Raw genomic sequence first — 13,256 nt, forward strand, 5'->3', positions numbered from 1 at the left:
AGTAGTCAGGAGGGCTCGCCGTGGGAGACCCCTTCACGCTCGTCGGCGCGCATCCGCCGGATCGCCGCCCGGGCGTTGCCCGCGTCGTAGCCGAAGAGGACGCCCTCCCCGTAGGCGGCGGCGACCTCCGTCGCGTGGATCAGCTCCTCGACGCCGACGTCGACCGCGTAGAGTTCGATGCTGAAGGGGGTCTCGAGTGCGCTCTCGAACCCGCGGGCGATCGTCTCGAGCCAGTAGGTCGTCCCGTAGTGGGTGTCGTACAGCGGGATCACGAACTCGTCGACGTGCTCCGCTAGCGCCGGGAGGTCGATTCCCGCCCGCTCGCGGAGGTGGCCAGGGTAGGGATCGGGATGGAGCGTGAGATACGTTCGGCCCGGAACCCGCGAGGCAGCGTCGGCGACGAACGCCGTAATCACGCTCGCGCGCCACTCTCCCCACTCGTCGTACGTGCTCTCGGCGAAGGCCTCCTCACAGCGCGAACACCGGCAATACTCCCCGCGGGGAAAGCCGACGTCGTCGAGGCGGACGTCGCCGTTTGCCGCGGCGCAGTCCTCGACGATCTCGAGGAGTCCCGCGCGGTAGTTCGGGTCCGTCGGACAGATGTACGCCCAGTCGAAGTACGGCTGCTCGCGGGTCGCACGATTGCCGTCGCCATCGACGGGAACGAGGTCGGGTTCGGCGTCGGCCGCGGCGTTGTCGGCGAAACACGAGACCATGTTCACCGCCGACTCGAGGGGTTCCTCCTGGCGCCCGGAGACGTCCTTGACCTCGAAAAAGCCCCGGTCGAACTCGGGCCACTCGAGGTCCTCGGGGTTGCGGGTGACGACGCCGTACATACCCGCAGTGGGGTCCGGGGACTGAAAACGGTTGCTCGTCGGGCTCACAGCCGGTCGCGGCGCCAGGCCTCCAGGTGCTCGCGGTCGCGGGTGTCCTCGGGGAGGTCCTCGAACCACCGTGCCTCGGAGATCTCGTCGTCGGGGTCGTCGATCTCGGGCACCAGGCTCTCGGCGCGGGCGGCGAAGACGGGCACCAACCCCCAGGTCTCGTAGCCGCCGGTCTCGAGCCCGATCCGTGTGAGCAGTCCCAGCCCGTCGTAGCTGGCTTCGATCCCGGCCTCCTCGGCGAGCTCGCGTCGGGCGGTCTCGGCGAGGGACTCGCCGGGCTCGACGCCGCCGCCGGGGAGGACCCAGCGGCCGACACCCTCGTGGCGGACCAAGAGGAGTTCGCCCGAGGGACGGTAGACGATCGTGTGGGCGCCGTAGGGCGCGCCCGTCCGGCGGATCCGGTCGACGAGCGTCGCAAAGCGCCGCCGCGAGACGCTCCGGCGGTCCTCGCGCTCTATGAACTCCTCGTGGTGTCCGGCGAGGTCCCGATAGCGCTCGGCGGCAGTGCGGGCGGCGTCGTCGGCGCGGACGGCGAGTTCGTCGAACGTCATCGCCCGCGCCCGGCCGATCCGACAGGTTCGGCGATCGACACGTCCATCGTGTGCCGACGTATATCGGGGAGGGAGAATAACGCTTCGGTCGTCACGACGGTCCGGCGCCGCTTTCGCCGGTCGTCGCGGCCGTCGTCGGACATCGTTTTGGTCCTTGGAGACGTACCACGAGGGGATGTACGACCGGATCCTCCTCCCGACCGACGGCAGCGAGACGACCGACCGCGCGCTCGCTCACGCCGCCGATCTGGCCGATCGGTACGGCGCGGACCTCCACCTCCTCTACGTCATCGACGTGACCGTGTTCGCAGACGACGTCGAGACGGCGGGGATCGTCTCGGAGTTCGAAACGATGGGCGACCGGATCGTCGGCCGCGTCGCGGCGGAGGCCCGGGAGGCCGGGGTCGAGCCCGCCGCGACGGCCGTCGTCCGGGGGACGCCCCACCGGACGATCCTCGAGTACGTCGACGAGGAGGGAATCGACCTCGTCGTGATGGGGACCCACGGCCGGACGGGACTGGACCGCTATCTGCTGGGCAGCGTCACCGAGAAGGTCGTCAGGCTCTCGGACGTCCCGGTCTTGACCGTCAGGGGACCCGGAGCGGACGGGGACGAACGGTGACCGGATCCGACGGAACGCGAGGGGGCTGAGAGCGGAGCGTGACGGAGCGGGGTGTGACGGGCATGGAACTTTGAGACCCCCCGACGTAGAGCCGGTCATGTCCCACTCGACGTTCGACGTGACCGCAGACGGGGAGCCAGCCGCCGACGTGCTCGTCGTCGGCCTCTCGAGTCCCGGCTTCGCCGGGGTCACCGCGACCGACTACCTCACCAGGCACCTGCCGAGCGAGGAGGTCGGTCACGTCTCGCCCGCGGAGTTCCCGACGATCACCCCGTTCGCGGAGGGACGCCCGCGCAACCCGACCCGGATCTACGATATAGAGGACACCGCCCTCGCCGCCGTCGTCGGCGAGCTGTTCGTCCCGGTGCCGGCCGCGCCGGCGTTCGTCGACTCGCTGCTCTCGTGGGTCGAGGAGGCGGGGATCTCCGAGATCGTCGTCCCCTACGGCATCCCCTTCCCCCACGGCCCCGAGGAACACGACGTCTTCACCGTCGCGACCGACGCGTTCCGGGAGCACCGCCTCGAGGGAAGCGGGTTCGACGGGCTCCGCGGGGGGGTCCTCGACGGCCCGGTTGGCGAACTCGTCGCCCGGAGCATGAACGACGCCGCGCCGCCGACGGGCGCGCTCCTCACGCCCGTCCACTCGCCCGGTCCCGACCTGGAGGCCGCGATCCGGCTCGTCGACGCCCTCGAATCCCTCTATGGAGTGGACGTTGACGAGGGCGAACTGCGCCGCCAGTCCCGGGAGCTCCAGGAGTACTACGCGACGCTGGCCGACCGAATGAACGCCATCGAGGAGGGCAGCCGGGACTACCCCGAGGACCGCTCGTACATGTAGCGGTCGCCGCCGCTATCCGGATCGCACGCGACAAGCGACGAGTCGGCGAGTTCGGTGCCTACAGGAGGCTGTCGTCATCGTCGTCGTTGCGGCGGGTATCGTCGTCGCCGAGGAGGTCGTCATCGTCGTCCGTGAGCCCCGAGTCGTTCCCGATGCCGGCGTCGTCGCCGACGCCGGACGTGCCGGCGCCGGTCCCCGCGGCCCCACTGGCGCCCGCGAGGTCCTGTTCGAGTCGGACCTCGTCGTCGGTGACGCGGCTGACGGCGTGGTCCTGAAGCGGATAGGTCTCCTCGCTAGTGTCCTCCCAGCCGAGTTTCGCCCGGATCGTGTCGGTGATCCCCGGGTCCGGTTCGACGCGGGCGGTTCCGTGTTCGATGGCCGAGACGATGCCGATCTCGTCGCCGCTCGCGTTGACGACGGTCTTGCCGACGTCGTCGTCGGTGAAGGTTGCACACATTGCGGTCTGATCTACCACGGTTTTACACAAGCCCCTGGTGCTTGCAGCCTCCGCGGTCGGAGTCGCCGGATCGGGGTCGTCCGCGGAATCGAAACAGTCAAACCCGCGACTGACCGTTCAGTTACCAACGTGGAGGCACTCTCGACCGGGGTCCGCGACGGGGGTGGGAGGGGCGACTCCGAGACGTCCAACGTCGTTCTCATCACGGTCGACTCCCTCCGGACGGACGCGATCGGTCCCTACGATGACGGCCGCCACAGCCCGGTGATCGATTCGCTCGCCGAGCGCGGGACCGTCTTCGAGCGGGCGTTCGCGACCGGAAACTGGACCCCCTTCTCTTTTCCCTCCATCCTCGCCTCCCGGCCGGTGTTCGCCGACACCGGCCGGATCGGCGTCGACGAGGTCCCGACCCTGCCCGAAACCCTCTCGGAGGCCGGCGTCTCGACGGCCGGCTTCAACGCCGCCAACGGCTTTCTCACCTCCAGTTGGGGGTACGACGACGGGTTCGACGAGTTCGAGCCGTTCGTCGCGAGCGTCGGCTCGAGCATCTACAGCCGGTACCTCGCGACCCACCCGACCGTCGAGGCCTGGCTCCAGCTCGCGGCCTCGCCGATCAGGCGCGCGGCCTCGCGCCTGCGGGGCAACGCCGACGACCGCCCCTTTCTCGACACCTCCCGGATGTTCGACGTCGAACACGCCGCGACCGACTTCATCGAGGGAACCGACTCGCCCTTTTTCCTCTGGATCCACTACATGGACACCCACACGCCATACGTCCCCGCACCCCGCTACATCCGCGAGGTGTCCTCGGACCTGATCGGCACCCCCCGGATGATCCACGCCCACACGCGAACCGGACTGGGCTGGGAGGTCGGCGACCGGACGCTGTCGGACCTGCGGACGCTCTACCAGGCGACGGCCAGACAGGTCGACGCCAGCATCGGCCGCCTCCTCGAGGCGCTGTCGGCGGCCGGCGCCCGCGAGGAGACCGCGATCCTCCTGGCGGGCGACCACGGCGAGGAGTTCCAGGAACACGGCCACCTCGCTCACTACCCGAAGCTGTACGACGAGCTGATCCGGGTCCCCCTGATCGCGGACGTTCCCGGCGCCGACGGCCGACGGATCGAGGGCCAGGTCGGCCTCGACGCGATCCCGCCGACGATCGCGGACCTGCTCGGCGCCGACGCCCCCGAGATCTGGGAGGGAGAGAGCCTCGTGTCGACCGTCCGCGAGGGCGACGCCCCGCCCGACGAGCCGGTCGTCTCGGTCACCGTCCGGGGCCAGGAGGTCACCGCCCAGCCGATCCCCCGCTCGCTTTCGGACGGCAACCTGCTCGTCTCCGTTCGCGACAGGGACTGGACATACATCGAGAACGTCGACACCGGCGACTCCGAGCTGTACCACCGCCCGTCGGACCCGATCCAGGGGACCGACCGCTCGGTCGATCCCTCCGAGGAGGAACGGGCGGTCGTCGAGGAGTTCCGTCCGATCGCCCGCTCGCACGCCAACAGGCTCTCGGACGGCGACGCCGCGTCGAAACCGGACGTCGACGACGATCTCGAACGACGGCTGGAGGCGTTGGGATACAAATGATCCGTGCGTTCGTCCGAAACCTCCGGAGCGGTCCGCTCGCGCTCCGGCTCCGGCGGTTCGTCCTCGTCGGGGCGATCACCGCCGGCGTACAGATGGTGTTGCTCTGGCTGTTCGTCGACACCGCCGGCTTGAACTACCTCCTCGGGGCGCTGATCGCCATCGAGATGACCATCGTCCTCTCGTACGTCCTCAACAACGCCTGGACGTTTCGGAAGAGCCGCAACACCGGCACCGGCGAGTACCTCGCCGGCCTGTTCAAGACGAACGTCGTCCGCGGGACGGCGATCCCGATCCAGCTGGCGATCCTCTTCGTCCTCGTCGAAGGGGTGAACCTCCTGTATCTGGTGGCCAACGGCGTCGCCATCCTCGTCAGCGGAGTGTACCGATACGTACTCGACGCACGATGGACGTGGGACGTATGATCGGGATACCGGTGCCGCTCCTCGTCGACTTTCTCGCCGGGGGGTTCGAGGGAATCGTCGAGTCGGCGACGGGCTGGCCCGGAATGGGCATCATCTTCGTCTACTCGTTTCTGATCGCGTTCGTGCTCCCCGGGCCCAGCGAGATCGTCCTGGTCGCACCGCTCGACCTCGGGCTCCCGACCTGGGCCCATCTCGGGAGCATCATGATCGTGAGCGCGGTGGGGAAAGCCGCCGGCAGCGTCTTCGCCTTCCACATCGGCCAGGAGGTCAAGGAGTCCGGCCCCGTCACCCGATGGCTGCGGCGCTCGCGGTGGGACGTCCTCGAGTGGTCGGAGGCCCGATCGGTCCAACTCGCCCAGCGCTACGGCTACGGCGGACTCGCGATCGCGCTGTCGGTCCCCTTTTTCCCCGACACGATCTCGATCTACGCCTTCGCCGTCCTCGAGAAGGACTACGTCCGGTTCGCGATCGCGACGTTCCTCGGCAGCCTCGGGCGCCTCCTCGTCACGATCGGGCTCCTCGGCGGGGTCGTGACGGTGTTTTAGCTCGGGCCTCGCCATCGGTCCCGCGAGCCCGACCGCCCGGTCACGCCAGTGACACGCCGTGGCAACCCTTATGCGCTGACGCCCCGTAAGCCGGAGACCGATGAACGGCCGTCCACCCGCTCCGACGACCCTCTCGCTGTCCAGGGAGACCCGCTGGACGCTCCACCACGCGCTCCTGTCGCGTCTCGAGGACGGCACGGAGCCCCGACCCGAACTCCTCCGGACGTTCGAGCGGGTAGACGCCGGCGAAACCACCTTCACGGCCGCCGAACTCGAGCGCATCCGGGACGTCCTCGCCGACTACCACCACGCGACGGGCTGGCCGGAGCTCGAACGTGCCCGACTCGAGGAGCTCCTCCACCGGGTCACGGAGGCCCTCGAGTCACCGGAAGCGGAGCCGATGCGGTGATCGGTGGCCCTCGTAGCGAGCCCAGCCTCTCGCTGATCGGGCGGCGCCTCGGTGGGCTCCGTCGGGAGGCGAGGGGCACGTCGTTGCCGGGATCGCCACGGCAGCCGACGGGCCGATCGCGTCCGAACTCGAGTCGCCGTGTCCGACGCGTTCCGGCGCCGGGCGGTAGACCTCCGGCAGGACCCGGGGCCGTCGAGCGTAAGGCGTGACATTATGGCGGAGGAGGCGGTTCGGACCTACTGACGCATGGACGACCACATCGGCATCGAACTCGTGACATCCACCGTGGCCACGTCGAGTATCCGGTCCGGACCGGCGGCGGCCGGTGACGGCCGGCCGATCCGGCCATCGTCGGACCGGAGAGCGATCCGACCGCCACCCAGCCAGTACCGTCGGCGTACGGTGAACGGATGCCGATAGTCCGATCGCTCGTCGAGAACGATCGGGTGAACGCGGCGCTTGCATGGCTGATCGTCTCGGCGATCGTCGTTGCAGCCGCCGCGACCGCCTGGCAGAATTCGGTCCTCTGGTCGTTCCTCGGGCTGAGTATCGTCGTTCTCGCCCTCGTCCCGCCGATCGTTCGGCGCGACCCGTCGTCGATGCCCCCGTGGGAGGTGCTGTTGACTGCCGCCGTCCCGATTTGGGTCCGGCTGTACGGAACCCTCCCGATCGCCGGCTTTCTGACCGTTGCGGCGATCGCCCTGCTGGTTACCGCCGAGATCGACGCCTTCACGCCGATCAGGATGTCCCCGCGGTTCGTCGTAGCCTTCGTCGTGCTCGCGACGATGGCCGTCGCCGGCCTCTGGACGATCGGCCAGTGGGTCTCGGACATCGTCTTCGCGACGTCGTTTCTCACCACGAAGAACGAACTGATGTGGGATCTCGTCTACGCGACCGCGTTCGGCGGGCTCGCCGGCGTCCTCTTCGTGGTCTACTTCTACCGCCACGACACGGCCGGCGGGGAGCACCACAGCCAGCTGGGTGATTCGTCGTGACGGACGAGGGCGGCGCCATCCCGGGACTGTCCGACCGGCGGTGCTGGCACGGCGTTCGATTGATCCAGGGCGCGCTGGGGCTCATCGTCGGCTACGCGCTCGTCACCGTCGATTTCGGGCTGGTCGTAAACGCGGGCATCCCGCTGGCGCTCACCTTCCTCCCGGCGCTCATACGCCGCGAGTTCGATCACGAGATGGGTGCCCCGCTCGCGCTCTGGATCGCGCTGGCGTCGTTTTTCCACGCGGTCGGTGCGCTCGGTCCCTACCAGACGTTCGGGTGGTACGATTCGATGACCCACACGGTGTCGGCGACCCTCGTCGCGGGCGTCGGCTATGCCGTCGTGGACGCACTCGACCGATCGGCCGACTCGGTCGAACTCCCCGGCGAGTTCCGGTTCGTGTTCATCCTCGTGTTCGTCCTCGCCTTCGGCGTCCTCTGGGAGATCGGGGAGTTCGCCTCCGCCGGCCTGGCGACCGTCGTCGGTGGCGAACCGGTGCTGGCCCAGTACGGAACGAGCGACATCGTCTTCGATCTCCTCTACAACACGGTCGGCGCGCTCCTCATCGCCCTGTGGGGGACCGGCTACTTCGACGGCGTCGCCACACTCGTCAGCCGGGGAGTCGGCGGGGCGGGCGACTCGAGGTGATCGCTCCATACGCCCGTCGTGTCACGACCGATGGACCAGTTTCGTCACTCGCGGTGTCGCTCGGAGCAGAAGCGGGCCGGGCGCGATTTGAACACGCGACCGTCTGATTAAGAGTCAGACGCTCTGCCGGACTGAGCTACCGGCCCTCGTATCCGAGATTCGGCGGCGCGTTGAAATACGTTTTGTTTGGCAGTCCCGTCTTTGGGGGTGTCGCGGAGGTTCCGGTCTTCGGGACCGTTAAGTAGACCGGGAGCAAGCTTTCGCCAACATGAGTTCCGGAGTCAGTATCTCTACGATTTCGGACTACGCGATCCTCGGCTGTGGGAGCGTCGGCTACGCCGTCGCCGAGGAGCTCGTCGAACAGGGCAAGGACGTGTTGATCATCGACCGCGAGGAGAGCCGCGTCGAGTCCCTGCGCGACCAGGACTTGGACGCCCGGACGGCCGACATCCGCGAGGAGACGGTCGCCGGCATCGTCGAGGATCGGGGGGTCGTCCTCATTCTGGCCTCCGACGTCGAGGCCAACAAGCAGGCCGTCGAGCACATCCGCGAACAGAACGGCGACCAGTTCGTCGTCGCGCGGGCCAGCGACCCCGTCTCCGGCGACGAGCTCTCCGACCTCGGCGCCGACATCGTCATCAACCCCTCGGCCGTGATCGCCGACTCGGCGCTGCGGGCCCTGGAGTCGGGCGAACTCGAGTACAACGCCGGGAAGCTGACGACGGTGTTAGAGGAGACCGACGAGAAGCTCGCGATCGTCACCCAGGACAACCCCGATCCCGACTCGATCGCGAGCGCGGCGGCGCTCCAGGCGATCGCGGCCCACCTCGGGGTCGGCGCCGACATCGTCTACTTCGGCGACATCGGCCACCAGGAAAATCGTGCGTTCGTCAACCTCCTGGGGATCGAACTCCTCCAGTGGGACGACGTCGAGGACCCCTCGATCTACGACACGACCGCGCTCGTCGACCACGATACCTCCGCCGAGTTGCCCCTCTCGGTCGACGTCGTCATCGATCACCACGAGCCCGAGCCGACGGAGGCGTTCGACCCCTCGTTCGTCGACATCCGGCCGAACATGTCCTCGACGTCGACGATCCTGACGAAGTACATTCAGGAGTTCGACATGAACGTCTCCGAGGAGGTCGCGACCGCACTGCTCTACGGCATCCGTGCCGAGACCCTCGATTTCAAACGCGACACCACCCCCGCGGACCTCACCGCCGCGGCCTACCTCTATCCCTTTGCGAACCACGACACCCTGGAGCAGGTCGAGTCGCCGTCGATGTCCCCCGAGACCCTGGACGTCCTCGCCGAAGCGATCGCCAACCGGGACGTCCAGGGGAGCCACCTCGTCAGCAACGCGGGCTTCGTCCGGGATCGCGAGGCCTTAGCCCAGGCCGCGAACCACCTGCTCAACTTAGAGGGGGTGACGACGACCGCCGTCTTCGGGATCGCCGAGAAGACGATCTTCCTCGCCGCGCGCTCGAAGGACATCCGGCTGAACATCGGGAACGTCCTGGCGGACGCCTACGGCGAGATGGGCGAGACCGCGGGCCACTCCACCCAGGCCAGCGCGGAGATTCCCCTCGGCATCTTCACCGGAATCGACATCTCCGAGGACACTCGCGACACCCTGCTCGAGCTCACCGAGGAGGCGGTGACGCGAACGCTGTTCGAGGCCCTGGGCGTCGACGGCGAGAACGGTGGCTGATCAGGCCGCGGCGGCTTCCTTTTCGTCTTCGACCTCGCCTTCCTCGTCGGTCTCGTCCTCGCTTTCCTCCTGGGTCCGTTCGACGATCTCGCTGACGAGGATCACGTCGTCGACCGCCCGCACCCACCGGTAGGGAACGATGACGCCGCGGGCGCCGCGGTTGGCCGCACTGAAGAGGTCGCCGTTTACGTTGCCGATCGCGAGCCCGGTAACGGTCTCGCGTCCGACGTCGAGTTTGACGTCGTCGACCTCGCCGATGTAGGTGCCGTTGCTCGAGTAGACGTCCCGGCCGACGAAGGAGGTGAGCTCCTGTCGTGTCTCGTCCATGCTTCGGGCCACGGAGGGCGCACTCTTAATTGTTGGTCAGACGGGCCCGCGGGTCACGGCGTCGCGGAAACTCGTCGGACCGTCGGTCGCGAGCCGCCGGGACGATCCCTCGGGAAATCGATCTCCCCGACCCTAATGGGTCGAGAGCCGGGCGACCGACCGGCTCGAGAGGGCGATCGCGGCGAGGTAGATCCCGATCGCGACGACGACGATCGACCCCCCGGAGGGGAGGCCGGCGGCGATCGAGAGCGCGAAGCCGCCGGCGATGGCGGCCTGGCCCGCCAGCACCGAGAGCGTGATCGTCTCCCGGAACCCGCCCGCGAGCTGGGAGGCTGCGGCGACGGGGACGACGAGCATGCCGGCGACGAGGATCACCCCCAGGACCTGCATCGCGCCGACGACGACGACGGCGGTCATCACGACCAGGAGGGTGTTGTACGCCGAGACGTCGAGCCGGGCGACCCTGGCTGCCTGCTCGTCGAAGGTGATGAACAGGAGCTGTTTGTACGTCAGGGCAACCCCGGCGACCACCGCGACGCTCAGGGCGGTCATCAGCCGCGCGCCCGAGGGGGTGACGACCGCGAGGTTCCCGAAGAGGTAGTCCTCGATGCTGATCCCGGTCTGGCCTCGGCCGTAGCTGACGATCAGCGTCCCGACGGCGAAACTGCCGGTGAGCATGATCGCGATGGGGACGTCGCCGTAGGCGTCGGTTCGTTCGGCGAGCCACTGGACGCCCAGCGCCCCGAGGATGCCGACGACGAGCGCGGCCAGCAGGGGCGAACCGTTCCAGCCGAGCGTACCGGCCGCCAGAAAACCGACGGCGACGCCCGCGAAGGCGGTGTGAGCGAGGGTCTCGCCGATCAGGGCCATCTGGCGGTGGACCAGAAACGTGCCCACGAGCGGTCCGACGACGCCGATGAGCACCCCGGTGGCCATCGACTGCCACATGTAGGGGTGGCGGAAGACGTTCGTTCCCAGATAGTAGTCGAGCCACTGGCCGGCGATCCGGTACTGCTCGTATGCGGCCCCGAGAGGGGGATAGTCCTGAAGCCAGTAGCAGAGGACGAACCCGACCATGAGCGCCGAGAGGGCGGCCGTCGCGGCGATTCCGAGGCGCTCGATCCGGCGGCGGAGCCCGGCCATCAGTGGTCGTGGTGGACGACCTGGCCGGTCGCCCCGTAGGCCTCGGCGAGCGCGTCGCTCTCGACGAACGAGTCGACGTCGCCGTGGTGGAACAGTTCGGTGTTGATACAGGCGATCCGGTCGGCACGGTCGGTGACGACGCCGATGTCGTGTTCGATGAGGACGATGGTGATCCCCGACTCGTTCAGCGAGTCGAGCAGCGCGTAGAAGGCGTCGCGGGACTCGGCGTCGACGCCGACGGTCGGTTCGTCCAGGGCGAGCAGGTCGGCCTCGCTTGCGAGCGCGCGGGCGATGTAGGCCCGCTGGCGCTGGCCGCCCGAGAGCCGGCCGATCCGCCGGTCCGCGAGCCCGGAGATGCCGACGGTCTCCATGGCCTCGCTCACCGCGGCGCGGTCATCCTCGTCGAGTCGGGAGTGGCCCGCGTGGGCGAACCGCCCCATCGTCACGCTCTCGCGGACGGTAACGGGCATCCCGCCCCCGCCGCTGGTGGCTTTCTGGGAGACGTAGCCGATGCGCTCGCCGTCGGTGAACTCGTCTACGGGCTCGCCGAACAGCTCGACGCGGCCGCTGTCGGGCGCGAGCAGGCCGAGCATGAGGTGGAGCAGGGTCGTCTTGCCCGAGCCGTTGGGACCGATCAGCCCCAGGAAGTCCCCCTCCTCGATCGACAGCGTGACGTCGCTGACCGCGGGCGTCTCGCCGTAGGCGAACGTCACGTCCTTCACGGAGACGACGTCGGTCACTGGTTGTCGTGGGTCGCCGTGCGGTTTAGTTCTTCCAGTTCCCGCGTCGCCGTCCGTGCCGGTCGCCCGCCGGGACCCCATCGTGCTCGCCATCACTCGACTCCGAGGGCCTGTCGGAGCGAGGGGAGGGTGACCTCCTCTAGCTGTTCGACCCAGCCCCAGCCCTCCTCGTCCCACTCGGCGGTCGTCCCCGCTGCGGGCGTCACCGGCGCCGTCTCCGTCGCCGGGCTGTTCTCGACGATCGTCTCGGCGAGCGGGGGCACCTCCCCTTCGGGTGCCTCGAAGGGGTCGTAGAGCACCGTATCGATCCCCTCCTCTTCGATCACTTCGATCGTCCCCGCGATCTCGCCCGCGCTCGGGGACTCCTCGGGGGAGGCCGAGACCGGGGTGTGGAGCTCGAAGCCGTACCGGTCCTCGACGTATCGGAAGGAGTCGTGGCCCGCGAGGACCGCGACCTCCCGGTCTGCCGACGCGACCAGTTCCTCGAACGCCTCGCCGACGCCGGCGATGCGTTCCCCGTACTCGGCGGCGTTGTCCTCGTACGTCTCCGCGTTGTCCGGATCGACCTCCGCCAGCCCCTCGGCGATCGTTCCGACCATCGCCTCGGCGAGAACCGGATCGACCCAGACGTGGGGATCGTGGCGGGCGCTCGCCCCGCCGTCCGTGTGGTTCCCCTCTTCGTGGTCGCTCTCGTTGCTGTGGCTGTCGTCGGCACCCTCGTGGCTGTGGTTGTCGTCACCCTCCTGAGAGTGGTCGTGATCACCGTCCTCGTGAGAGTGGTTGTCGCCACCTTCCTGGGAGTGATCGCCCGTTTCGTTGTCGTTCTCGTGATCACCCTCGTGGTCCTCGCCCTCCCCGTGATCGCCGCTCCCGTGGTCGTGATCCGCATGGTCGTGTCCGTCCTCCCAGGGGAGGAGTTCGGACTCGAGGCCCGCCATCGCGTCGATGACGGCCACGTCGTCGTAGTCGTCCTCAAGCTGTGAGGCGACGTCCTGGGCCCACGCGAACTCGGGGCTGTCGAGGTAGACGAAGGCGTCGGTGTCGGCGGCCTCGCCGGTGAGTCCCTGATCGGGGCTCCAACCGTGGCCCGCCTCGCCGACGCCGACCGGGTTCTCGAACCCGAAGGCGTCGCCGCCGACCTGCTCCGACCAGTCCCAGAGCGCGAAGAAGGCGGCGTACCCGCTCCGTCCTCTCTCTTCTCCGCTCTCGGCACCGTCGTCGGGCTCGCTCAGACAGCCGGCGAGCACGGCGAGTCCGCCGGCCCCCGCCAGCACGGATCGTCGTGTCGGGCTCATACCCACCGGTTGCCACCCCGGAGGTAAAAGTGTTATTATCTCCAACCTATTTTTTAATAACTCGTAGTATCGAG

Annotated in this window: 16 protein-coding genes and 1 tRNA gene; 9 read left to right on the top strand and 8 right to left on the bottom strand. The window is 68.6% G+C overall.

Features of this window, described 5'->3' with window-relative positions:
* Positions 1-5 precede the first annotated feature (5 nt).
* Together DVH23_RS01070 and DVH23_RS01075 are read right to left on the bottom strand one after the other, a co-directional pair.
* Positions 6-836, bottom strand: a complete 831-nt coding sequence (locus tag DVH23_RS01070) for a hypothetical protein (protein ID WP_114575584.1) — start codon at positions 834-836, stop codon at positions 6-8.
* Positions 837-880: 44 nt separating this feature from the next.
* On the bottom strand, positions 881-1,435 hold the full coding sequence (locus tag DVH23_RS01075; RefSeq protein WP_114575585.1) for an NUDIX hydrolase: 555 nt from the start codon (positions 1,433-1,435) through the stop codon (positions 881-883).
* A gap of 175 nt (positions 1,436-1,610) precedes the next feature.
* Here DVH23_RS01075 and DVH23_RS01080 point away from each other — a divergent pair, with 175 nt between their 5' ends.
* A complete protein-coding gene (locus DVH23_RS01080; protein WP_114575586.1) occupies positions 1,611-2,057 on the top strand; it encodes a universal stress protein in 447 nt (148 codons plus the stop codon).
* Positions 2,058-2,154: 97 nt separating this feature from the next.
* Positions 2,155-2,895, top strand: a complete 741-nt coding sequence (locus DVH23_RS01085) for a proteasome assembly chaperone family protein (RefSeq protein WP_114575587.1) — start codon at positions 2,155-2,157, stop codon at positions 2,893-2,895.
* Positions 2,896-2,953: 58 nt separating this feature from the next.
* Here the strand turns inward: DVH23_RS01085 and DVH23_RS01090 are convergent, their stop codons facing one another.
* Positions 2,954-3,370, bottom strand: coding sequence for a hypothetical protein (locus DVH23_RS01090; protein WP_232833680.1), 417 nt, complete (start codon positions 3,368-3,370; stop codon positions 2,954-2,956).
* 111 nt (positions 3,371-3,481) lie between these two features.
* Here DVH23_RS01090 and DVH23_RS01095 point away from each other — a divergent pair, with 111 nt between their 5' ends.
* The 6 genes from DVH23_RS01095 (at position 3,482) to DVH23_RS01120 (ending at position 7,963) form a co-directional block, all read left to right on the top strand.
* Complete coding sequence (locus tag DVH23_RS01095; protein ID WP_114575589.1) at positions 3,482-4,945, top strand: sulfatase; 1,464 nt, start codon at positions 3,482-3,484, stop codon at positions 4,943-4,945.
* Positions 4,942-5,367, top strand: coding sequence for a GtrA family protein (locus DVH23_RS01100; protein ID WP_114575590.1), 426 nt, complete (start codon positions 4,942-4,944; stop codon positions 5,365-5,367). Before DVH23_RS01095 ends, DVH23_RS01100 begins: the two co-directional genes overlap by 4 nt.
* An 83-nt stretch (positions 5,368-5,450) precedes the next feature.
* Entirely contained in the window at positions 5,451-5,912 is a 462-nt protein-coding gene (locus DVH23_RS01105; protein ID WP_114575884.1) for a YqaA family protein, read from the top strand.
* Positions 5,913-6,012: 100 nt separating this feature from the next.
* Positions 6,013-6,321, top strand: a complete 309-nt coding sequence (locus tag DVH23_RS01110) for a hypothetical protein (RefSeq protein WP_114575591.1) — start codon at positions 6,013-6,015, stop codon at positions 6,319-6,321.
* 410 nt (positions 6,322-6,731) lie between these two features.
* Positions 6,732-7,316 carry a hypothetical protein gene (locus DVH23_RS01115; protein WP_114575592.1) on the top strand — a complete coding sequence of 195 codons (585 nt, stop codon included), beginning with the start codon at positions 6,732-6,734 and terminating at the stop codon, positions 7,314-7,316.
* Positions 7,313-7,963 carry a hypothetical protein gene (locus DVH23_RS01120; RefSeq protein ID WP_114575593.1) on the top strand — a complete coding sequence of 217 codons (651 nt, stop codon included), beginning with the start codon at positions 7,313-7,315 and terminating at the stop codon, positions 7,961-7,963. Before DVH23_RS01115 ends, DVH23_RS01120 begins: the two co-directional genes overlap by 4 nt.
* A 72-nt stretch (positions 7,964-8,035) precedes the next feature.
* Here the strand turns inward: DVH23_RS01120 and DVH23_RS01125 are convergent.
* Positions 8,036-8,109, bottom strand: a tRNA-Lys gene (locus tag DVH23_RS01125).
* Between the two features lie 122 nt (positions 8,110-8,231).
* Between DVH23_RS01125 and DVH23_RS01130 the strand changes: the two genes are divergently transcribed.
* Complete coding sequence (locus tag DVH23_RS01130) at positions 8,232-9,677, top strand: DHH family phosphoesterase (protein WP_114575594.1); 1,446 nt, start codon at positions 8,232-8,234, stop codon at positions 9,675-9,677.
* Here the strand turns inward: DVH23_RS01130 and DVH23_RS01135 are convergent, their stop codons facing one another.
* From DVH23_RS01135 to DVH23_RS01150, 4 genes are all read right to left on the bottom strand, one after another.
* Positions 9,678-10,004, bottom strand: a complete 327-nt coding sequence (locus DVH23_RS01135) for a PRC-barrel domain-containing protein (protein ID WP_114575595.1) — start codon at positions 10,002-10,004, stop codon at positions 9,678-9,680. It lies immediately after the preceding gene.
* Positions 10,005-10,136: 132 nt separating this feature from the next.
* Positions 10,137-11,147, bottom strand: coding sequence for a metal ABC transporter permease (locus DVH23_RS01140; RefSeq protein ID WP_114575596.1), 1,011 nt, complete (start codon positions 11,145-11,147; stop codon positions 10,137-10,139).
* Entirely contained in the window at positions 11,147-11,887 is a 741-nt protein-coding gene (locus tag DVH23_RS01145; RefSeq protein WP_114575597.1) for a metal ABC transporter ATP-binding protein, read from the bottom strand. Before DVH23_RS01145 ends, DVH23_RS01140 begins: the two co-directional genes overlap by 1 nt.
* A 92-nt stretch (positions 11,888-11,979) precedes the next feature.
* Complete coding sequence (locus tag DVH23_RS01150) at positions 11,980-13,182, bottom strand: metal ABC transporter substrate-binding protein (protein WP_114575598.1); 1,203 nt, start codon at positions 13,180-13,182, stop codon at positions 11,980-11,982.
* Positions 13,183-13,256: the final 74 nt, after the last annotated feature.

Source organism: Saliphagus sp. LR7 (assembly GCF_003344565.1).
In the GTDB taxonomy this organism is placed as follows: Archaea; Halobacteriota; Halobacteria; order Halobacteriales; family Natrialbaceae; genus Saliphagus; species Saliphagus infecundisoli.